Source organism: Ructibacterium gallinarum (genome assembly GCF_014982785.1).
GTDB classification, from domain to species: domain Bacteria; phylum Bacillota; class Clostridia; order Monoglobales; family Monoglobaceae; genus Ructibacterium; species Ructibacterium gallinarum.
Map to the genome: position 1 here is coordinate 264,483 of NZ_JADCKB010000001.1, position 21,662 is coordinate 286,144.

Annotated in this window: 17 protein-coding genes; 9 read left to right on the forward strand and 8 right to left on the reverse strand. The window is 46.4% G+C overall.

Annotation, left to right across the window (positions count from 1 at the left end; genetic code table 11):
- Positions 1-36 precede the first annotated feature (36 nt).
- From INF28_RS01265 to INF28_RS01275, 3 genes are read right to left on the reverse strand one after another with little or no spacing between them, the layout of a single operon-like run.
- Positions 37-1,947, reverse strand: a complete 1,911-nt coding sequence (locus tag INF28_RS01265; protein ID WP_226391677.1) for a PTS fructose transporter subunit IIABC — start codon at positions 1,945-1,947, stop codon at positions 37-39.
- A gap of 15 nt (positions 1,948-1,962) precedes the next feature.
- Positions 1,963-2,889, reverse strand: coding sequence for a 1-phosphofructokinase (gene pfkB / locus INF28_RS01270; RefSeq protein WP_226391643.1), 927 nt, complete (start codon positions 2,887-2,889; stop codon positions 1,963-1,965).
- Positions 2,886-3,629, reverse strand: coding sequence for a DeoR/GlpR family DNA-binding transcription regulator (locus INF28_RS01275; RefSeq protein WP_226391644.1), 744 nt, complete (start codon positions 3,627-3,629; stop codon positions 2,886-2,888). The genes pfkB and INF28_RS01275 overlap by 4 nt, the downstream gene beginning before the upstream one ends.
- Positions 3,630-4,030: 401 nt before the next feature.
- Between INF28_RS01275 and INF28_RS01280 the strand changes: the two genes are divergently transcribed.
- From INF28_RS01280 to gap, 5 genes are all read left to right on the forward strand, one after another.
- Positions 4,031-6,478 carry a glycogen/starch/alpha-glucan phosphorylase gene (locus tag INF28_RS01280; RefSeq protein ID WP_264175638.1) on the forward strand — a complete coding sequence of 816 codons (2,448 nt, stop codon included), beginning with the start codon at positions 4,031-4,033 and terminating at the stop codon, positions 6,476-6,478.
- 108 nt (positions 6,479-6,586) lie between these two features.
- Positions 6,587-7,405 (forward strand): transporter substrate-binding domain-containing protein, encoded by an 819-nt coding sequence (locus INF28_RS01285; protein WP_226391645.1) that lies wholly within the window; start codon positions 6,587-6,589, stop codon positions 7,403-7,405.
- A 191-nt stretch (positions 7,406-7,596) separates the two neighbouring features.
- The gene (locus INF28_RS01290; protein WP_226391646.1) at positions 7,597-8,286 is read left to right on the forward strand and encodes an amino acid ABC transporter permease; all 690 of its coding nucleotides are present in this window, start codon (positions 7,597-7,599) and stop codon (positions 8,284-8,286) included.
- 12 nt (positions 8,287-8,298) lie between these two features.
- A complete protein-coding gene (locus INF28_RS01295) occupies positions 8,299-9,084 on the forward strand; it encodes an amino acid ABC transporter ATP-binding protein (RefSeq protein ID WP_226391647.1) in 786 nt (261 codons plus the stop codon).
- A gap of 147 nt (positions 9,085-9,231) precedes the next feature.
- On the forward strand, positions 9,232-10,242 hold the full coding sequence (gene gap, locus INF28_RS01300) for a type I glyceraldehyde-3-phosphate dehydrogenase (RefSeq protein WP_226391648.1): 1,011 nt from the start codon (positions 9,232-9,234) through the stop codon (positions 10,240-10,242).
- A 446-nt stretch (positions 10,243-10,688) separates the two neighbouring features.
- Here gap and INF28_RS01305 read toward each other — a convergent pair whose 3' ends face one another.
- The gene (locus INF28_RS01305) at positions 10,689-11,675 is read right to left on the reverse strand and encodes a glycoside hydrolase family 130 protein (RefSeq protein WP_226391649.1); all 987 of its coding nucleotides are present in this window, start codon (positions 11,673-11,675) and stop codon (positions 10,689-10,691) included.
- Between the two features lie 164 nt (positions 11,676-11,839).
- Between INF28_RS01305 and INF28_RS01310 the strand changes: the two genes are divergently transcribed.
- Both INF28_RS01310 and INF28_RS01315 read left to right on the forward strand, forming a co-directional pair.
- The gene (locus tag INF28_RS01310) at positions 11,840-12,670 is read left to right on the forward strand and encodes an AraC family transcriptional regulator (protein WP_226391650.1); all 831 of its coding nucleotides are present in this window, start codon (positions 11,840-11,842) and stop codon (positions 12,668-12,670) included.
- Positions 12,671-12,870: 200 nt separating this feature from the next.
- Entirely contained in the window at positions 12,871-13,149 is a 279-nt protein-coding gene (locus INF28_RS01315) for a hypothetical protein (protein WP_226391651.1), read from the forward strand.
- Positions 13,150-13,225: 76 nt separating this feature from the next.
- Here the strand turns inward: INF28_RS01315 and INF28_RS01320 are convergent, their stop codons facing one another.
- The 3 genes from INF28_RS01320 to INF28_RS01330 form a co-directional block, all read right to left on the reverse strand.
- On the reverse strand, positions 13,226-13,549 hold the full coding sequence (locus INF28_RS01320) for a cupin domain-containing protein (RefSeq protein ID WP_226391652.1): 324 nt from the start codon (positions 13,547-13,549) through the stop codon (positions 13,226-13,228).
- A gap of 484 nt (positions 13,550-14,033) precedes the next feature.
- Complete coding sequence (locus INF28_RS01325; protein ID WP_226391653.1) at positions 14,034-16,925, reverse strand: S-layer homology domain-containing protein; 2,892 nt, start codon at positions 16,923-16,925, stop codon at positions 14,034-14,036.
- A gap of 167 nt (positions 16,926-17,092) precedes the next feature.
- Positions 17,093-17,839, reverse strand: coding sequence for a DUF6062 family protein (locus tag INF28_RS01330; RefSeq protein WP_226391654.1), 747 nt, complete (start codon positions 17,837-17,839; stop codon positions 17,093-17,095).
- A gap of 170 nt (positions 17,840-18,009) precedes the next feature.
- Between INF28_RS01330 and INF28_RS01335 the strand changes: the two genes are divergently transcribed.
- Entirely contained in the window at positions 18,010-19,437 is a 1,428-nt protein-coding gene (locus INF28_RS01335; RefSeq protein ID WP_226391655.1) for an S-layer homology domain-containing protein, read from the forward strand.
- Positions 19,438-19,453: 16 nt separating this feature from the next.
- Entirely contained in the window at positions 19,454-19,660 is a 207-nt protein-coding gene (locus INF28_RS01340; RefSeq protein WP_226391656.1) for a DUF3006 domain-containing protein, read from the forward strand.
- Positions 19,661-19,867: 207 nt separating this feature from the next.
- Here INF28_RS01340 and INF28_RS01345 read toward each other — a convergent pair whose 3' ends face one another.
- On the reverse strand, positions 19,868-21,109 hold the full coding sequence (locus tag INF28_RS01345) for a Fic family protein (protein ID WP_226391657.1): 1,242 nt from the start codon (positions 21,107-21,109) through the stop codon (positions 19,868-19,870).
- Positions 21,110-21,662: the final 553 nt, after the last annotated feature.

Consider the following 21,662-nt stretch of genomic DNA (forward strand, 5'->3'; position numbering starts at 1 on the left):
TCATAAACTATTCAACATGGCAAAAGAAAATATTTTTTAGTTTTTTACAGGCTTTTTCAAAATCCCCAGCAAGATAGCGGACACCACCGTTCCTACCACCAGTGACAGCAGATAAAACAGTGCATGATCCACCACCGGGAAGACAAAGATTCCGCCGTGGGGCGCCATCAGCGTGCAGGAAAACGCCATGGATAACGCACCAGCTACCGCAGATCCCACAATACATGAAGGAATCACCCGCAGAGGATCGGAAGCCGCAAAGGGAATGGCGCCCTCTGTGATGAAAGACAAGCCCATAATAAAGTTGGTAGGACCAGCCTTTCGCTCTGCCTGCGTAAACTTGTTTTTAAACAGCAGGGTGGCCAGCGCAATGGCGCAGGGGGGAACCATGCCGCCCACCATAACCGCCGCCATAATATCATAGTTGCCGGCTGCAATGGACGCCGTGCCAAACACATACGCGGCTTTGTTGACCGGGCCGCCAAAATCCACCGACATCATACCGCCCAAAAGCAGTCCCAAAAGGATTTTACTGGTGCCGTGCATTGCCGCAAGGCCATTGTTCATCGCCGTATTGAGCGCGCCAATCGGCGGTTCAATAATATAAGTCATAATCAGTCCAACGCCCAAAATACCAAGCAGAGGATAGAGAAGCACAGGCTTTAAACCATCCATACCTTTGGGCAGTTTTGCAAAGACCTTCCGCAGGAACACCACCAGATAGCCGGCAATAAAACCTGCTGCCAGCGCCCCTAAAAACCCAGAGGTTCCGTTTGCCGCAATGGCGCCGCCAACAACGCCCACAGCCAGCCCCGGACGGTCGGCAATGCTCATGGCAATAAACCCGGCCAAAACCGGAAGCATAAATCCAAAGGCCACATTCCCTATGCTTTTAAACAGCGCCGCTACCGGGGTAATGGTACCGAATTGGGAACGCACCTCGTCAGAAACGCTGGATAGGTCAACCATAAGTCCGTCAATCAAAAAGGCTACTGCAATCAGAATACCGCCGCCCACCACAAAGGGGAGCATATGAGAAACGCCATTCATCAAATGCTTATAAACGGTATGCCAGCCGCCGCCTCCGGAAGTGGGAGCGGCATCCTCTGCTCCGCCTTTTGCGTGATAAATGGGAACCGATCCCGAAACCGCCCGTGCAACCAGCTGATCTGCTTTGCTGATTCCATCGGAAACCTGGCATTCAATGACCGGCCGCCCGTCAAATCGTTCCATAGGAACCTGCGTATCCGCCGCAACAATAATACAATCCGCCGCCGCAATCTCTTCCGGCGTCAGTACGTTCTTTGCGCCGCCGCTGCCCCGGGTTTCTACTTTAATGGAATATCCTTGCTTTGCGGCAGATTTTTCCAGCCCTTCTGCCGCCATAAAAGTGTGGGCAATCCCTGTGGGACACCCGGTGACCGCCAACAGGCGGACTCGTTTCTTCTCGATCTCCGGTGTCTTTTTTTCCGCCGTACTTTCCGCATCCCGAGCAGATTCCGCCTCATCAATAATCCGGAGAAAGGCATCGGGGGATTTGGCTTTTCTCAGATTCTGTGCAAAATTTTCGTCCATCAAAAGCACAGACAACTTGCTGAGAACATCAAGATGTACGTTTTCCTTCGTATTCGGCGCGGCAATTGCGAAAATCAGAGTGACCGGCTGTCCGTCCACCGAGTCAAAATCCACCCCGCCGGGAATCACCATGGCCGCCAATCCGGGCCGGGAAACCGCATCGCCCTTGTAATGCGGAATGGCAATGCCTTCTCCTACCGCCGTGGTACTTTCTTCCTCCCGTGCAAACAGCCCCTGAATATAAGCCGCTTTGTCGGTCAGATTCCCGCTCTTTTCCATTAAATCTCCCATAGCGTGAATGGCTGCTTCCTTGCTCTCCGGCTTTCCATTTAGTATAATGCTCTCTTTTGCCAGTAAATCAGTGATACGCATCATAAGACCTCCTTTTTAAATTTGTTTTATAGGTTCCTTTATCATTGTCTCATACAAGGCCGCAATTTCATTTCCTGCGGCTAACTCCGTTGAAAAGGCGCTTGCACTTCCGGCACACAATCCCATCCGAAAGGCCTTTTCATAATTTTTACCGTCCAAATATCCTGCCAGAAAACCGGCTACCATAGAATCGCCCGCTCCGGTGGAGTTCACTACCTTTCCCCGGGGCGCCGGGCTGAAAAACGCCTGTTTTTCTTCCGTAACCAGAATACCGCCCTCTCCCGCCATGGAAACCAGCACGTTTCTTGCACCCATTTCCTGCACAAGATAGGCATGTTCTGCAATTTCCTTGATACCCGTCAATGTTTTCCCAAACAATGCGCCCAGCTCATGATGATTGGGCTTTACCAAAAACGGATGGTAGGAAAGTACATTTTTCAGCAGATCTTTTTCCGCGTCTACAATAATGTTCAAATTCCGGCCGTTTAGCCTCTCCATAATCTCACAATAAACAGAATCCGGAAGTCCGGAGGGAATACTGCCCGCCAGAACCAAACAATCCCCATCCTTTAACATCTGAAGCTTTTGATACAGCACCGCCATAGCGCTTTCCGGAATGGAGGGACCCTGTCCGTTGATTTCTGTTTCCTTGTCTGCCTTCAGCTTGACGTTGATACGAGAATTTCCGTCCGGCAGACGGATAAAGTCCGTATGGCAGCCCAGCTGTTTTAAAATCCGTTCAATTTCTCCGCCGGTAAACCCAGCAATAAATCCCAGCGCCGTATTGGGCACCCCCAAATTCTGAAGCACCACCGAAACATTGACGCCCTTGCCCCCGGCCATAATCTTTTCTGCCGCCGTGCGGTTCACCGTTCCTTCCTGGTAACCGGGAACCTTTACAATGTAGTCAAGCGCCGGATTAAAGGTCATGGTATAAATCATTTTTCCACCTCCGTAACAGAATATTTTTGATACGCGCCGGGCACCTTGCCGGCAATAATATGAAAGTCCGTAATCTTGCCGAACCGAACGCTGGCCGCCCGGTCAAACTTAGATGCGTCGCAGAGCACATACCGCTTCATACACCGTGATGCCGCCAATTCCTTTACTGCCGCTTCTTCGATATCCGGTGTGGTAAGTCCGTTTTCTATGCTGATACCGTTGGTACCGAAAAAGCCTTTGCTGAAATTGTATTTACTCAAAGATAAAACTGTTTCTGTCCCTACAATGGCTTCGGTGACCGGCTTCATCCTTCCGCCGGGAAGATAGACCATCAACCCCCTTTGCGCCAGCGCCCGCGCATGCCCTGCCGCATTGGTTACAAAAATCGCCTTGGTATCCCTTACATATTCAATCATATATTCCGTGGTGCTTCCGGCATCCAGATAGACAAGGTCACCATCTTCAATCAAAGCCGCCGCCGTCCGGGCAATTTTCCGTTTTTCCTCTGCACAGAGTTGCCGCCGGCTATGCAGGTCTTCATCCTGAAGCCGCACTGCATGGCTAAGCGCCATCGCCCCGCCGTGTACTTTGAAAATCTGTCCGGTTCTTGCAAGCTCGTTCAAATCCCGACGGATGGTGGATTCCGATACCTGAAGCAGCTCTGTCAGCTCCTGGCTGGTTATGCTGCCGCGCTGATTCACCAGTTCCACAATCCTTTCAAACCGTTCCTGAGTCAGCATAGCGTCACCTCCATCTTTTGACCGTTTTTGACCGTTCTCGAATTACAGCTTCATTATACATTCAAAAACAGTCATAGTCAATCATAATAATGCACGAATCTCACCCTTGTTTTTGTGCATTTTGTACAATATTTTCAGAGACACGCCAGTAAAGTTTTTACAAGCAGCGTCGAAAACATGACGGAATTTGACGGAAACCGTTATTTTGCCGTAAGCAACAGAAAAAAAGGCATAAAAAACTAGAGGTAAGCGCAAAACATAAAGAAGAAGGACCGCAAAGCCGCTGATTTTTGTGCAAAAAAAGATTTGCTAAACGATAGGTTTTGTGGTAGAATAAACAGCGGAAATAAATTACGCTAAACATGCGGCGCGTTTGCCGCGGCTGTTAGGAGGCGTCTGTATTGAAAAAAAACACCAGCAAAGCTGCGTATCAGGAAAGAAAAGCCTTTATCAAAGATGAAATTACAGGGAAACTGAAGCGTTATTTTGGAAAAACAGTGAAGCAAGCCACCCAGCGGGAGATTTATACCGCCGTTTCCATGACCATTCGGGATGAAATCATGGAAAAATGGGTTGCTTATAAGGAAAAAACAGATAAAAAACCCCAGAAAGAACTTTATTATTTATCCTTTGAATTTCTCATGGGACGCGCCATGGGCAATAATTTAATGAACCTGACCGAAACGGATCTTTACCGTGAAGTGCTCGCCGATATGGGCGTTTCGCTGGAAGATGTAGAGGAATACGAAACCGATGCCGGCCTTGGCAACGGGGGGCTTGGCAGACTCGCCGCCTGTTTCCTGGATTCCCTGACCAACTTGGAACTGCCGGCCTTTGGCTGCGGCATACGGTATGAGTATGGGCTGTTCCGCCAAAAGATCGTGGACGGCTATCAAATTGAGATGCCGGACCCCTGGCTGCAGAGCGGTAATATCTGGGATATTGCCCGGCCGGAGGACATCAAAGAAATCCACTTTAACGGCAGGGTGGAAGAATATATGGAAAACGGTCAGCTAAAATTCCGGCATTTGGACTATAACACCGTCATGGCTGAGCCCTATGACATGCCCATCACCGGTTTTGAAAGCGAAACGGTCAACACCCTCAGACTGTGGCGGGCCGTATCGCCGGAAGTGATTGACATGAGCGAATTTAACCGGGGGGATTATGTCAAGGCAACCGAAAACCGGGCCTTGGCGGAAGTAATTTCAAAAATACTCTATCCCGAAGATAACCACTATGAAGGCAAGATGCTGCGGCTGAAACAGCAGTATTTCTTTGTCTCTGCCACCATGCAGTGGATCTTGAGCAAGCATAAGCAAAAAGAGCTGCCCCTTGACCGGCTGCCGGATTATGTACAGATTCACATAAACGACACCCACCCCACCATTGCGATACCTGAGCTGATGCGGCTCTTAATGGATGAAGAAGGCATGGGATGGGACGAAGCCTGGGGCATTGTAGGCAGGACCTTTGCCTATACCAATCACACGATTTTGTGCGAAGCCCTGGAAAAATGGCCTTTTGAGATGGTAGAGCATCTGCTGCCAAGGCTTGCCATGATCATCCGTGAGATCGACCGGCGTCAGCGGGAGATGCTGTGCGACCGTTTCCCCGGCGATTATGGCAAGATTGAATATATGGCAGTGATTTCTCAGGGACAGGTCAGCATGGCCAACCTCTGTCTGACCGCCTGTCACAGCATTAACGGGGTTGCCGCCCTGCATACGGAAATCCTGAAAAAGGAAACCTTTAAGGACTATTACAGCATTTATCCGTATAAATTTAAAAACATGACCAATGGTGTCACCTTCCGCCGCTGGCTGTACAAGGCCAATCCGCAGCTGGCTTCATTGATTAGCCAGTCCATTGGCGACGGCTGGATCAAGGATTACCGGCAGATGGAAAAACTGACCCCCTTTGCGCAGGATCCGGCTTTCCGCAGCCGCTTTGCACAGATCAAGCACGAAAACAAAGTGCATCTGGCAGAATTTATTAAAGAAAAAAACGGGATTGAAGTGGATCCGGATTCTATGTTTGACGTACAAATCAAGCGCCTGCATGAATATAAGCGGCAGCTTTTGAAAATATTGCAGATCGTATGCCGTTATCAGCAACTGCTGGAACATCCGGAGCAGGCGGATCCTCAGCCCGTCACCTATATCTTTGCCGCCAAAGCGGCGCCGGGATATAAAATGGCAAAGCTGATTATTAAATTCATTAATGATGTGGCCTCGGTCATCAACAGCGATTCCCGGGTCAACAAAATTATGAAAGTGGTATTTGTTGAAAACTACAGTGTTTCCATTGCGGAAAGGATTGTGGCGGCCGCTGACGTCAGTGAACAGATTTCCACTGCTTCCAAAGAAGCTTCAGGCACAGGCAATATGAAGCTGATGCTCAACGGTGCACTGACCCTGGGTACCATGGACGGCGCCAATGTGGAGATCCGTGAGCAGGTGGGCGACGACAATATCTTTATTTTCGGCTTGTCCTCCGAAGAAGTCCTGCGTATTTACGCACACGGGAAATCCCCCAGTCCAGAGATTTATGCGTCTAACCCTGTGATCAAAAAAGCGGTGGATACCTTAATCGACGGCACATTCAACCAGGAAAACCTGTTTTATGAAATTTATCATTCCCTGGTAATGGGCAGCGGATTTGCAGATAATTACCTGATTCTGGCGGATTTTGACTCCTATCTCCACGCCTGTCAGCAGGTGCTGGATAAATTCAAGGATAAGGATGCGTGGTTTACCAGTGCGGTGATGAACACCGCAAAATCCGGTTTCTTCTCAAGCGATCGGACCATCGAGGATTATAACCGGGAAATCTGGCATCTGACATAAGAAAAAAAGAATAAAATAAAAGGGACGCTGGATGCTGCGGCTGTCCGCGTCTCTTTTTACTTTTATAAATATTAACGCCGCAAAGGATATTTTTAGGAGGGTTTTTCCATGAAAAAATTATTTGCTATGACATGTGCACTGATGCTGATGCTGTCTCTGGCAGCCTGCGGCAATACCGCAAGCAACACCGCAACACCGTCATCTACTGCCGCACAAACCGCAGACAGCGATCTTGCCTATGTCAAGGACAAGGGCGAAATGGTGATTGGCTATACGGTTTATGAACCTATGAACTATACCGATGACAGCGGCAAGCTGGTTGGCTTTGATACCGAATTTGCAGAGGCAGTCTGCGAAAAACTGGGCGTAACCCCCAAATTTGTGGAAATCGACTGGGACAACAAATTCCTGGAGCTGGATTCCAAGAGCATTGACTGTATCTGGAACGGTATGACCATCACCGATGAGGTGACCAAAAATACCAATGTAACCAAGCCGTATGTAAAAAATGCGCAGGTTGTAGTGATGAAAGCCGACAAGGTGGCAGAATATACCACACCAGAATCCATGAAAGATCTGAAATTTGCGGCCGAAGCCGGTTCTGCCGGTGAGAGCGCCATTGAGGAAAACGGTTTGGACGCCAATTATACGGCAGTTGCCGCACAAACTGACGCTATGCTGGAAGTGATGAGCGGTTCTGTTGACGCCTGCGTGATTGATAACACCATGGCAACGGCAATGACCGGCGAAGGCACCAGTTATGCCTCTTTGGCTGCAGGGATTGAGCTGACTTCCGAGGAATACGGGATCGGGTTCCGCAAGGGCTCTGACCTGACCGAAGAGGTTAACAAAATTATGGATGAATTAAAACAAGACGGCACTTTGCAAAAGCTGGCAGATACATATCAGTTGACTCTGGCCGAATAATTTTAGCCGTTTCCTCTTAGCTTCCTGTGCGGTTAAGAGAAATATTATATTAAAAAAGACTGCCGGCGCACAGCGGCAACAAGGAGCACAGTGTAATATTCATTACACTGTGCCTTCATCGGAATGACGTTCCGTGCGTGCCTTTTCTGCTCCGCGCCGGAAAGACACGCATGGACAATAAGGAGATTTTTATGTTTATACAGGTAACGCTCAGTCTTCTTGAAGGCTTTTCCATGACCCTGAAGATTTTTCTTCTTACCCTTGCACTTGCTCTGCCTCTGGGGCTGATCATCAGCTTTGGCTCCATGACCCGGCTGACCCCGGTCAGGTGGCTGGTGCGCACCTTTATCTGGATCATCCGCGGCACCCCCTTGATGCTTCAGCTGATCGTAATTTATTACGGTCCAGGGCTGGTAGCTGCCTGGGCGGCAACAAAAGGAGGCAATCCCATCTTTAATATGATTGCCTCCTGGACGGTGCCCGAACGGTTTGCGGCGGTCATCATTGCCTTTGTTATCAATTACGCCTGCTATTTTTCTGAAATCTATCGGGGCGGGATCGAGGCGATCCCCAGAGGGCAATATGAAGCCGGACAGGTTCTGGGCATGACCCGGATTCAGATCTTTTTCCGGGTGGTGCTTTTGCAGGTGGTCAAACATATTGTCCCGCCTATGAGCAACGAGATCATTACACTGGTCAAGGATACCTCGCTGGCGCGGATCATTATGGTCTATGAAATCATTTGGAATGCGCAAAAGTTCATCAAATCGGACGGCCTTCTCTGGCCGCTGTTCTACACCGGCGTGTATTATTTGCTGTTCTGCGGTATTTTGACCCTGCTGTTCCGGTACATAGAAAAAAGATTGGACTATTTTAGGTAAAAGGGTGTTGATATGAAGATACTGGAAATAAAGAACCTTTATAAAAGTTTTGGAAAAACCGGCGTTTTGCACGGTGTTAATTTTTCCATGGAGGAAGGCGAGGTTGTTTCGATTATTGGCGCCTCCGGCAGCGGGAAAACCACTCTGCTGCGCTGTATCAATTTTTTGGAACGGGCAGACAGCGGACAGGTACTGCTGGACGGCCAGGTTCTGTTTGATGCAGAAAATCAGGGCCGGCTGACCGGCAAGGAGCTGAGAAAAAAACAGCTGAATTTTGGACTGGTATTTCAGGATTTTAACCTGTTCCCTCAATATAACGTGCTGGATAATGTAATGCTGGCGCCCCGGCTTTTGGCCAAAGAACGGCCGGATTTTAAAGCCAACCGGAAAGCAATTTTTTCTGAAATTGAAGAAACCGCCCGGGGGCTTTTAAACCGGGTAGGGCTTGGAGATAAACTCACCAATTATCCCTGTGAGTTGTCCGGCGGCCAGAAACAGCGGGTTTCCATTGCCCGGGCTTTGGCGCTGAAACCAAGGATTCTATTCTTTGACGAACCAACTTCGGCGCTGGATCCGGAACTGACCGGCGAAATCTTGAAGGTCATCCGCAAGCTGGCAGAGGAACATATTACCATGGTCATCGTCACCCACGAAATTGATTTTGCAAGCAATGTCAGCGACAAGGTCATCTTTATGGCTGATGGCATTGTGGTGGAAGAAGGCCCCCCTTCCCAGGTCATTGACCATCCTCAAAATGAGCGTACCAGAAGTTTTTTACAAAAACTCAACGAGAAATAATGCTTGAATGGGGCATAAAGTTAAAAGTTTAACAAATTTTTAAAAAAAGGCTTGTATATTTTTCGCTTATGAGGTAAAATATTACTGTAGGTCATTTTTGAAAAAAATGAAATAAAATTTATACAATTTATCAGGAGGTACTTTACTATGGCAGTAAAAGTAGCGATTAACGGTTTTGGCCGTATTGGCCGTCTGGCATTCCGGCAGATGTTCGGTGCTGAAGGATATGAAGTTGTTGCAATCAACGATCTGACCAGCCCGAAAATGCTGGCACACCTGCTCAAATATGATTCTGCACAGGGTAAATATGCGCTGTGCGACAAGGTTTCTTCCACCGATGACAGCATCATTGTTGACGGCAAAGAAATCAAAATTTATGCAAAGGCTGATGCATCTGAGCTTCCCTGGGGCGAATTGGATGTGGACGTTGTTTTGGAGTGTACCGGTTTTTATACCTCTAAGGCAAAATCCGAAGCACACATCAAGGCCGGCGCAAAGAAGGTTGTTATTTCCGCTCCTGCGGGCAACGACCTGCCCACCATCGTTTACAGCGTAAACGAGAAGACCCTGACCAAGGAAGACACGGTTATTTCCGCTGCTTCCTGTACCACCAACTGCCTGGCTCCCATGGCTGACACGCTGAACAAGCTGGCAAAGATCAAAAAAGGTTATATGACCACCATCCATGCTTATACCGGTGATCAGATGACCCTGGACGGCCCCCAGAGAAAAGGCGATTTAAGACGTGCAAGAGCTGCCGCTGTGAATATTGTTCCGAACTCCACCGGTGCTGCAAAAGCAATCGGCCTGGTTATCCCGGAACTGAACGGCGTTCTGGACGGCTGCGCGCAGAGAGTTCCTACTCCTACCGGTTCTCTGACCCAGCTGGTTGCAGTTTGCGAAGGCAAAGTAACAGAAGCAGACATCAACGCTGCTATGAAAGCTGCGGCTTCTGACTCCTTCGGTTACACCGAGGACGAGATCGTATCTTCTGATATTGTTGGTATCACCTATGGTTCTCTGTTTGACGCTACCCAGACCAAAGTTATGGATATGGGCGACGGTACCACTCTTGTAAAAGTGGTTTCCTGGTACGACAACGAGAACAGCTATACCAGCCAGATGGTAAGAACCATTAAATATTTCGCTGAGCTGTAAAATAAAAGTAAGAAGGCCCTCCGCAAAAGCGGAGGGCCTTCTCAGACTGTCGAAAAAGTCGTTATACCGCAATCTTCGTCGCGGCAAGCTTTTTGGTTTGCCGCATTTTTTATGAAAATACGGCTTCACGTTATCGGCTGCCGCTCCTCTTTCCCGCAAAACCAGCGGTTTTGCGGGAGCCCTGTACCCGAAGGCTCCCCGGGCATTTATGTTGACCGCAAAATTGCTTTTCCTTTTCGCAAAAATGACGCCGGATTCATCGAGAAACCGGCGTCATTGCTTGCTTTTCCCGCAATCGCTCTCTACTGTACCTTTGTACCTAGGCGAGAGCGATTGCGGAAAATCTAACTTCCTTTTTCGGCATCTGTCAGCGTGTCGATTAACGATCGACACGCTGAGACGGCTCTCCGCAAAAGCGGAGAGCCGTCTTTTTTCTTTTTTATCCATCAACCCTCACGGTTTAAAAAATCCATGATTTCATCCACTGTGGTAAACGCCATACCCGTTACCGTGTCCGCACAACCGTAATAAATGGCGATCCGTCCGGTTTCACTGTCTGTCAGACAGGAGCATGGAAACGCAACATTTGGCACGTCACCCACGCACTCATAAAGGGTCTGAGGGGACAGCAGATAGGAATGTCCGCGCTTTAACACCTTCCACGGCTTTTCAAGATCCAACAGTGCCGCACCAAAGCTGTATACAAAACCATTACAGCTGGTCAAAACACCGTGATAAATCAGCAACCAGCCTTCATCTGTCTCAATCGGCGTGGGGCCAGCGCCAATTTTAGTGCTTTCCCAGCCGCCCCGGGTGGACATAACATGGCGATGACAGCCCCAATAGGTCAGGTCCGGACTTTCGCTGTAGAAAATATCCCCAAAGGGAGTGTGGCCATTGTCACTGGGCCGGGACAAAATTGCGTAATTTCCGTTGATTTTCCGGGGGAACAATACGCCATTCCGGTTAAACGGAATAAAGATATTTTCCATTTTGTAGAAAGTTTTAAAATCAAAGGTATATGCCAGACCAATGGTAGGGCCATGATAGCCGTTACACCAGGTCACATAATACCGATCCTCAATAAAGCAAACTCTGGGATCGTATCCGTATTCAAATACCCCCACCTCGTCTGCATCTTTCAGGTTTTCGCATACAAACCGAATGGGTTCTTCTTCAATCGTCCAATTTACGCCGTCCTGGCTTTTTCCCGCATGCAGGCGCATTTCTCTTGCTTTGTTGTCCACGCGGAATACACCCCGGTATTCATCTTGATACCGAACGGCCGCACTGTTAAAAATACTATTCGCACAGGGAATCAGATTCCGAGGGATAATCGGATTCTGTGAATATCTCCAGACAGGCTCTGTGCATCCTGCCGGCTTGTTTTCCCACGGCATATCAGGCAGTGGATTTCCAATAATTTTTGCCATATGTATCATACCTTTCTTCCCGCATGCGTATTTATTTTCGTGCCTGTCTGCGGGTCAACAAAAATGCACACCTAAAGTATACTGTATCCTTTAAAAAAATGCTTCCGGAATTTCAAGATAAAGATTGCGTTTTTTATGATTATATGATAGAATGAATGTAACAAATGATGCGGAAAGGAAGTCTGGAAATGGAAAAGATTCGCAGGCTGTCAAAGGAACTGACCTCAGAAGAGGGTATTGCTGTACTAAAAAACCGGGTAGAACGCTGTTTTCCCCTGCATTGGCACGAATTTTACGAACTGGAATATATCCTTTCCGGCAGTGGAACCTATACCTTAAACGGCACCTCCTACTGCGCAAAACCAGGTATGCTGTTTTTTTCGACCTATATGGATTTTCACGATATTGTGCCTCAGGAGCCCATACAAACGCTGACCGTAGAGTTTGACGAACGCTGGATTGACAAAACACTGTTTTTGGACCTTTATACCTCCACCGTAATTGAGAATTTTGATGCAGACTGGCTGATGAAGCTGGCAGAGGTTTTGCAGGCCAAGCAAAAATATTATGCCCTTTATGCAGAAAAACTTTTGAACTGTATTTTGGTTGAGGTGTGTCGTCAAATCAATAACAACAGCGCCCAGGGGAAACCGGTGGGGATTGCAGAAAATGTGAAAATGGCCTTGCAATACATTCATCTTCATTTTAGAGAAAATATTTCCATGACCGAGATTGCCCGGCAATCCGGCGCCTGCCCCACCTATTTTAGTAAAATTTTTAAAGAACAGACCGGCGTAACTTTAAAATGCCATCTCACAGATCTGCGCATCGAATACGCCAAACGACTGCTGCAATATTCTGATATACCGGTCACCGAAGTTTGCTTTGACAGCGGCTTTAATACCTTTTCCTCCTTTTACCGGATGTTTTTTGACCGTACAGGTATGTCTCCACAAAAATACAAAAATTCACTTTCTACTGATGGGAACTACTAGCATTGTTTGCTTCCATTTTCCATGACAACACTTTCCGGCTAAGTCCGTATATTTTTATAGAATTTGGAAGGTACGAAGTGGACCATGACGGATTCGGCGGTTATCAGCCCATGCGCTGTGTCTTTGATGGTAGGGTATAAGATGTGCATTCGTTTTTTATCATAAGATGAACTGTATGATTGAAAAAAGACCCTGCGGCAATGAACAATTTGATTTCCGCCCCGCAGCACGAATTTCTGCGGCATCAACGACACGATGTTCTCCTCCCTTGGATGAACGACACCAGAGATCCATTCCGTGGATACTATTGGGAGCGCCGGCCCTGGCGGAAAGATGCCCGAAACGCCAGCTGGCCCTACACCGGCTATACTCGTCAGCGGGAAAATGAAGACTATGAACCCCGCCAACTGGATTATGCCACTGGCTTGGAAATGGTAAACGCGGTACGCACCAAAGAAACAGAAAAATCATTGATTTAAAATCCAGCACAGAAATATAATGCCCGCCTATGTCAGAACCTCTCTAACATAGATGGGCTTTTTTATCGCTTACGCCTTATTTTAAGAAATCCTCCCGCTGGGGCGTAAAGACATCTACCAGCACACCGTCTTCCAACGCCTCATTGCCATGGGGAAGTCCAGATGGAATATACAGAGAATCTCCGGCTTTTACCGTCACTTTTTCTCCGTCTAAATCAAACAAAAAGCTGCCCCGCACCACATAGCTGATCTGCTCATGCGGATGCGTGTGTACACTCCCTATTCCGCCTTTATCAAAAGTTACCTCCACCATCATCAATCCACCGTCATGTGCCAAAATTTTTCGTCTGCTTTTTGCGTCCAAAATTTCATATTCAACATTTTGATTTTTTACAACCATAGGAACACCCCTTTTACTCTTTTATTTGCCTCAAACCCAGCTGTGTGTGTTTGGGCTGATGTTTTAAAGAAAAAGGACCTCGTTTGAGGTCCTTTCAGCGTGTCGATAAAGTATCGACACGCTGAAAGATGTTGAAAAAGGAAGTTAGATTTTTCGTAATCGCTTTCGTCGGCGTACAAAGGTACGGTAGAGAGCGATTGCGGAAAAAGCAAGCAATGACGCCGGTTTTTCGATGAATCCGGCGTCATTTTTGCGAAAAGGAAAAGCAATTTTGCGGTCAACATAAATGCCCGGGGAGCCTTCGGGTACAGGGCTCCCGCAAAACCGCTGGTTTTGCGGGAAAGAGGAGCGGCAGCCGATAACGTGAAGCCGTATTTTCATAAAAAATGCGGCAAACCAAAAAGCTTGCCGCGACGAAGATTGCGGTATAACGACTTTTTCGACAGTCTAAAAGGACCTCGTTTGAGGTCCTTTTATATTTTGCTTATTCGTCTTTATCCAAGATACAAAGCAGTCTTACACGTCCCTGAGACATATAGAGCAATACCTTGCTGGGATTGGTAGCACCCTCCTGATAGGTGGTCAACCCTTTCAGCGCACCTTCATACTCACTGGAAAGATCCGTAATCTGCAGTTCTGCGCCAGAATTGTCATATCTCAGAACCCGTGCGCCGCTGAACTCAGAGAAGTTAAAGATCTGTGCATCATTTGGATTGTCGATCACATCACCCTTGCCTACTCTTTCATCGCGAATAGTAAAGCTGGTTTCATCCGTAGCAATGACACTGCCCAAAATAACCGCATATTCTGCATCATCAAAGCTCTCACCCGCAGGCTCAATGAAGGTTCCGTATCTGTTATCATCACCTAATCTATAGATGAGATCTTCGCTCATGTACTTCATGTCACCTTCTTTATCTGTTCCCGCACGGAAGATATCACCTTTGACCGGAGAAAGATCCGATTCGTTGGAAATCCAGGATTCCAAGGTGCCTTTCGGTGTGGAATAGGAAGAAGAATATCCCTCAACATACAGCATATTCTGGTTATTGTTGGCCGGATTGGACTCACTCCGCACATCGGTCACCACATTGACAGGTGATGAAGAATCAACTTCACCGGAAGCATTGCCGCCGTAGCATACTACAATTTTAGCGGAATTGGTGTTACTTACATCATAAACCTCAACATAGTACTCCTGGTTGTTTTTAAAGGTAACAGCCAAACTGTTCTTTGCATAGTCATCAAAACTGTCACGGTCACTGGGAACAACAAAGATGATGGAGCTTCCAATATTGATGTTTACGCCCGTACCCTTCAGCTGCTTGGAAGAACTGGTATAGGTCATGGACCCGCTTGCTGCCGGAGTGAAGTAGTACAGCGTATCCACTGTGGTTTCTTTACCGCTATTGGTAATCGTATCATCCGTAACAGTAATAATTTTATCTACCGCTCTGCCGCTGCTGCTGTTCTTTGTGGTATATTTAACAACCTGCTGAACATCTACGTTGCTGTTCTCAGGGTCGGTATTCTGAAGGTTTGCGGTATCCATCAAAGCATCCAAAACACCATTGACCGAACCCATATCTTTACCGTTAACACGGGTAGATTTGGTAACCACCAGATATTCTTCCTGACCATTCTGATTCAAAATACGCAGGGTAATGGTATCATCAAAGGAATCAGAAGATTCTGCATAACCCATGATGTAACCATAGCTCACATTCTCCGTTACCGCATCTTTCTTATAGGCAACTACATCACCATTGATATCCAGGCAGTAAGTGCCGCTGTCCTGTACAACGGGCATTTCCAATGTGCCGCTGCCGCCTTCCATCCAGGGAGCGCCCTGAGAGAACTTATATTTCTTGCCGTTGATGGTCATGCTTTCTGCATCAACACCATTGACGGTACCGCTGACAGAGTCCGTAACAACAACCGCGGTCTGAATGACTTCGCCGCCGTTACCTGCATTGCTTCTGGCAAGACAGATAATGTTGCCTGTGCCGATAGAACTATAGGAAACCGTTGCGCCGCTGGTGTTCACAATCGTAGTAGGAATGCTTCCATTGTCTACATCCAGAACCAGGCTCTTATCCTCACCCGTCCGGGTCACATCGTCAACAATAGAATATTCTGCAGACACTTTTGTAGATACGTAATAGATCTCATAATCTTTGATATTGAGCAGGTCGTATTTGCCGTCACCATTGGAATCCAGCAAGGTAATGGTTCCAACTGTAGGAATCATGCTGGGATTAAAACGGCTGCTTGCCGCATCACGGCCATACAGCTTGCCGTTATAAATAACCACGTTCTGGTTATCCAAGGTCAGCTGGGTAGAGGTCTTGTCCGCATCGGTCTTATAATACCGGATCTGGGTAGCCGTAGTGGTATCATACTCTACCATATCAGAAGTAATCTCCAAATCACGGTTGTCGCGCAGTACATATAATCCTAAAGTCCGGATACTGCCGCCGTCGTTCTTATAATAGTACTCAATCTCATAACCCAGATATTGCTTCAAAGAAGTGTCTGTGGTTCTATAAGTATAGGTTTCATAATTGCCGCTGTCCGGCTCTTTGGCATAAATCTGGATCTCATCATCACGCAGATTGACATCCGGCGAGGTCATGCTGGTCACGCCATCGGAGGCAATGGTTCCTACGTTCTTGATATAACCCAGATAATCGGTCAGAATGGTCTTTTCTGTCAGCGTATCCTGCTCGATAATCCGTACTTCCAAGGAATCGTACAGCATCTGTGCGATACAGGAACGGCTTGCCGGGGTCTCAGCTTGTCCCAAAGAACTTGCATACTTGGTAATACCCAGCTTGTTGGCCTGGGACAGATACTGTCCATACCACGGAGTTCCGCTGACATCAATGTCCGTGTAGCCCAGGGTGCAGACAATCATCTTGACTGCTTCTTCATAGGCAACATTGTCACTGGGACGGAAAGTACCGTCTTCGTAACCGTTGATAATGCCCATGCTGTATGCGGTATTGATATTGGGGATAGCCCAGTTGATGTCGGTATTGTTATCATCTACATCCGAAAAAGGAAGACCGGAAGCACTGGTGGATCCCACGGAACCATAGTTCAGGGTACGCATCAGCATTGCCGTAAATTCCGCTCTCGTAACATTTTGATCCGGACGGAAGGTGCCGTCAGGATATCCGTTAAGAATGCTCATCAGGCTCAAGGTCTTTACTGCTGTGGCATACGAAGCTGTATCCGCAACATCAGTAAAACTGGTAGTGCCTGTTGTCGTTGTCGTTGCCGTTGTGTCCTCAGCGTAAGCAGCTGTAAAAATACAGGTTGCAATCATTGCTACTGCCAGCACCAGGGACAGGAACCTTTTTGTGTTTCTCATAGTAGTTTCCTCCCGAGAAAATATGTTTTTATTATTTTACGTCAACCCTGCATCGGCATCAAAAGACACCTCCGCATTTGATATTTTACCATCAACCTGTCCAAAAGTCAAGTTAAAATCCTATAACATTTTAGGGGATTGTTTGGCATTTCTTCCAAAATCAACAGCTATTTTTTCTCGCCCTCTCCCACATTTACGCCTGCTATCTTTAAAATCGCCCGCTCTACTGCGTCTTTCGAATTTTTCCAGGGTTCCTTCTGAAACCGGTAATCAAATTTCTGTATAAACCAGTCCACATCTTCTTCCACCCGCTGAAAATTTTCCGTCTGCACCGGAATCAGTTGTTTTAAAAAATCCCGGTATTCCGCGGACGAAAGCCGCTTTTTTCCCTCTTCCATTACACGCTTAAAATGTTTCAGGCAAAAACCTTTTCCCGACAACACCTTTTGCCTAAATTCGGGCTCTTTCTTCCATAGATAAAAGAAAGTATCCACATAACTGTTCATCCGCCCTGCCATGCGGCGGCAGGCATAACAGCTGTCCTCTACCTCCTGCGCATACTGTACAAAGGGCCCTGCCGCCTCCTGTTTCTTGAATAAGCCCCGCCGCCCGCTGTCCGCGGCATCAAGTTCTTCCGGCAACAGTTTCTGCATGTCGGCTCTCAGCTTTTTCATATGGGTACTCAGCATCAGCGCAAGACCCAGCCGGTTGCCCGCCTGAAACATCTGCCGGTAATGTTCCTCGCAAAACCCCAGCCGATCCGTTTCCCCACGCACATCTTCTTCCATATACGACGGACCCATGACATAATCCAAAATATCCTTCTCCAGCTTCTGGTGCAGTGCACAAAAAGCACATTCGTCCTGCTTGTCAAAGGCTTCGTTGACCGGTATGGTATATAATTCTTCCTTCATTTTTCTGCTTCCCTTCTGCTTGTATTGCTTCTTTTTATTATTGCATATTTGTCATTATTATGCAACCTTTTTGGGGTCAACTTGACAAAAATACCGTTTTCAGGTATAATGAGCGGTAATTTGAAAAGTCCTGCGGGACTTTTTCCACTTTGTGAAGGAGGTCTTTTTTCATGCGAATCAAAAAGCTGGCGTTGTTTCTGGCGGCCGTGATGACCCTGGTCAGTCTGTCCGTTTCCGTGTCAGCCTATGACAATATGTTTTCGGATGTGCCGGAAGACGCCTGGGAAGCGCCTTATGTTTATGATCTGGTGGGCCGGGGGATTCTTAGCGGCTACGGGGACGGCACCTTTGGCCCCCGCGTTACCGTAAAACGCTGTGAATACGCAAAGATGCTGGTGGGTATCAGCCAGACACCCCTGAGCAACAGCCTTACCACCCCTTATGCAGACGTACCCAGCTGGGAATGGTATTTCCCCTATGTCAACAGCTCCACCTCGTTTATGACAGGCTTTACCGAGGACGGCGTTTTATACTTCCGCCCCGAATGGGACGCCACCCGTGAGGATGTCACGGTAGCGCTGATCAAGGCGCTTAATATTGACCTTTCTCCTTATACCGATCCTACCGGGTATTTATCTCAGAAGTTTTCGGATGTGGATTCCATCGCCGCCCATAACCGGGTTTATATCGCCGCCGCCGTTGACAAAGGCTATATCACCGGCGACGTAAACGGAACCTTCCGGGGACAGGATCCGATTATCCGGGCGGAGATTGTGGCGGTTCTTTGCCGCGCTTTCCCCGCAGATACCAACGATTCCACCAATACTGCCGTCAATGACACATTGACGGCTTTCTTTTTGGATGTGGGACAGGGGGACGCCTGTTTTTTAGAGCTTCCGGGCGGTAAAACCATGCTGATTGACGCCGGAACCGCGCAGGCAGAACAAACCATTCTGTCCCTGCTGCAAAGCCGGGGACATTCCCACATTGATTATGTGATTGCCACCCACCCCCACGCCGACCACATCGGCGCCATGGCGCAAATCCTCCAGCAGGTTTCTGCGAGCGTTGTCTATATGCCCGACGCCCAGACCAATACCAAGACCTTTGAAACCCTGCTGCAAACCATTCTGGACAAAAATCTGCCCGTGGTAAAAGCCGCCGCCGGCGTCACCATTGACGATATACCCGGCTGCAGCGCCGTTTTCCTGTCGCCGTCAGAAACTACGCCGGAAGATCTGAACGACCAATCCGCGGTTTTGCGGCTTTCCTATGGACAGATTGATTTTCTCTTTGCCGGAGACGCCGAAGCCGGCGCCGAAGCGGTTATGTGCAGTACCGGCCTGCCCCTTTCCGCTGATATCCTGAAAGTGGGGCACCACGGATCCGACACCTCTCTGACGCCTGCGTTTCTGGCCGGGGTCAGCCCTTCCTGCGGGATCATCTCCTGCGGCGCTGACAATTCCTATGGCCATCCAGCCCAGCAAACGCTGGATGCGCTTTCTGCCGCCGGCGCACAGATCTGGCGCACCGACCAAAACGGCACCATCACCGTTACCACAGACGGAAACACCTTTGCCTGTCAGGCAGAGCGCTGAAAAAAGGAGGGTATTTATGACAGTAATCATTGACCGAATCGAGGGCGATACCGCTGTGGCCGAACTGCCCGACGGCAGTTTTGCCGCCCTTTCTATCAAGCTGATTCCCGGCGTCCGGGAAGGCGACGCGGTAACCATTTCGATTGACCAAGAAGCCACTTTAAAAAGAAAAAAACATATTGACCAATTGATGAAACAGGTTTTTGATGAAAACCGAAAGTAACCTTTTTTCCGCCAACATAATTTATGGAAGGAAAGCCTTATAGAATAAAAACACGTCCAGGCACGGACGTGTTTCAGGGTGTCGATAAACCACCACCATGCTGCAGCGGCTGCCTAAAACAGCCGCTCTTTTCCATTTTAACTTTTTGACCCCAACTATTGACGTTGAGCCTTTTTAATTTATTCAATTTAATTCAATTAACAAAAACTAATTTTTTTGAATGGCTTCTATGCTATCATCCAGAATGATTTTATTTAACCGTTCTAAATTAATGGAATAAAATTTATATCTATTCTTAGTTTTAACAATAATCATATCATCTGGTATTTGACGCATTAGTTTTTTTACCATATATTTACTTTGTTTCATATTGTTCTGCAGTTCTATCATAGATATACCTTGCTCGCTGAATAATGCCGCTTGAATCAAAAGACTATATAATCTAAGTATCTCATCACTATCAGTTAAATGCCTAATAGCCAATTCATACTTTTCCCATATAGTTATTTTTTCGTTCAGCGATTTCTTTAATTCTTTCATAGCTTTATATATCATCTCTAATTGCATTAATAGAAAGGGCGTTATATCGCCAAGATTACGTTGATCATTGCATAACTTAAACGCTTTATAATATGTGCTAATATTCTCTTTTATAGTTTCTGAAATCCTTAAGGATATCAATGGGGTTAGCGTTTTAGAAATTCCATAACTCAATATAAACCTTCCTAATCTCCCATTACCATCATAAAACGGATGAATATATTCTATTAAATAATGAAAAATACAAACTCTAAATAACTCATCCACCGATTCATCCTGCAAAAATTCAAGAGCTCGTGTCATCGCTTCAATTATTTTACTTTCGGGTGTTAATCCAGTATGAATTATTCTATCAGTTTCACTATGAACAGTAACCGCCTCTTTACGAAAAATTTTCCCATCTGGTTTATTTTTGGGATCTTCATGAAGTATTTCTTCGAGAAATACTTCATCATAAATATCCCTGATATTCTGACAATTATCCAAACAAATTTGCTCTTGCTTAATTAACTTTAGATATTTATTAACTAATCCTACAAAACGTTGATGTTTTCCTTCATGCTTTGATTGCACTTCTAAAATATTCAGGGCTTCACCAATCTCTTTCCGACTACTGTGTACACCCTCAATTTTATTTGTGATAACTATTTCATCAATCAAGCATTTTTTCGAATATTGATCTATTGCAATACCAGGAAGTTCGTTGCATAAACTCGATACTTCTTTATCAATCTTTGCAATTTTATATGCGATTTTCATTACCATAGCATTTTCCATATAGAACGCCTGATGTTCTCCTATATAAAAATTAAGTTTAACCGTATCTTCTGAATTAAATCTTTTTAAATATTCTTCAGCATAAATATCATTACTTTCATAATATAGGCTTTTTAAGTTATTATACTTCATAAAATCCACCTCTATTTTTCTATTTAGTTAATAATATCATATGTTAAATTAAAAAACAAGCTTTTTTTAATTTAATATTCAAACTCCAATTGCTATATATAAATTATTTAGTGTTTTTTTCTTTATCTTTCATGTTCTATGTGCGATTAATCAAAATTAATATGTCTTATTTATATGTATCTTTTCCTTTACTATACTTATTTTTTCACATTTTTTACCCACAACTAATTATTCAAATCAAATTTCACTGCTTTCGTTCTATATTAATAATATATAATATGAATGTCATAGCGTGCCATAATTATATCATCAAACTTTTTTCTCGAGCTCGATTTATTGCTTACTCCAACATTTATTATAGAGCCAAATATTAAATAAAATCGTGTATAAAACAAATAACCCACGCAAAAACGTGGGTTTATACTATAGAAAAACCCCTGTTTTCGCTCAGAAAGCAGGGGCTGCTTTTGTTAATGAGAATAAATTTCTAAAAATTTGCGTAAAGGCGAAAAGATATGTTGATTTATCAGTTCTGTTCCACCTATGTATTGCG

What these genes read in the sequence shown, in the direction of transcription:
- INF28_RS01265 (WP_226391677.1), bottom strand. Translation starts at nt 1,947, where the DNA reads ATGCGTATCACTGATTTACTGGCAAAAGAGAGCATTATACTAAATGGA.
- pfkB (WP_226391643.1), bottom strand. Translation starts at nt 2,889, where the DNA reads ATGATTTATACCATGACCTTTAATCCGGCGCTTGACTACATTGTAAAG.
- INF28_RS01275 (WP_226391644.1), bottom strand. Translation starts at nt 3,629, where the DNA reads ATGCTGACTCAGGAACGGTTTGAAAGGATTGTGGAACTGGTGAATCAG.
- INF28_RS01285 (WP_226391645.1), top strand. Translation starts at nt 6,587, where the DNA reads ATGAAAAAATTATTTGCTATGACATGTGCACTGATGCTGATGCTGTCT.
- INF28_RS01290 (WP_226391646.1), top strand. Translation starts at nt 7,597, where the DNA reads ATGTTTATACAGGTAACGCTCAGTCTTCTTGAAGGCTTTTCCATGACC.
- INF28_RS01295 (WP_226391647.1), top strand. Translation starts at nt 8,299, where the DNA reads ATGAAGATACTGGAAATAAAGAACCTTTATAAAAGTTTTGGAAAAACC.
- gap (WP_226391648.1), top strand. Translation starts at nt 9,232, where the DNA reads ATGGCAGTAAAAGTAGCGATTAACGGTTTTGGCCGTATTGGCCGTCTG.
- INF28_RS01305 (WP_226391649.1), bottom strand. Translation starts at nt 11,675, where the DNA reads ATGGCAAAAATTATTGGAAATCCACTGCCTGATATGCCGTGGGAAAAC.
- INF28_RS01310 (WP_226391650.1), top strand. Translation starts at nt 11,840, where the DNA reads ATGATGCGGAAAGGAAGTCTGGAAATGGAAAAGATTCGCAGGCTGTCA.
- INF28_RS01315 (WP_226391651.1), top strand. Translation starts at nt 12,871, where the DNA reads ATGAACAATTTGATTTCCGCCCCGCAGCACGAATTTCTGCGGCATCAA.
- INF28_RS01320 (WP_226391652.1), bottom strand. Translation starts at nt 13,549, where the DNA reads ATGGTTGTAAAAAATCAAAATGTTGAATATGAAATTTTGGACGCAAAA.
- INF28_RS01325 (WP_226391653.1), bottom strand. Translation starts at nt 16,925, where the DNA reads ATGAGAAACACAAAAAGGTTCCTGTCCCTGGTGCTGGCAGTAGCAATG.
- INF28_RS01330 (WP_226391654.1), bottom strand. Translation starts at nt 17,839, where the DNA reads ATGAAGGAAGAATTATATACCATACCGGTCAACGAAGCCTTTGACAAG.
- INF28_RS01335 (WP_226391655.1), top strand. Translation starts at nt 18,010, where the DNA reads ATGCGAATCAAAAAGCTGGCGTTGTTTCTGGCGGCCGTGATGACCCTG.
- INF28_RS01340 (WP_226391656.1), top strand. Translation starts at nt 19,454, where the DNA reads ATGACAGTAATCATTGACCGAATCGAGGGCGATACCGCTGTGGCCGAA.
- INF28_RS01345 (WP_226391657.1), bottom strand. Translation starts at nt 21,109, where the DNA reads ATGAAGTATAATAACTTAAAAAGCCTATATTATGAAAGTAATGATATT.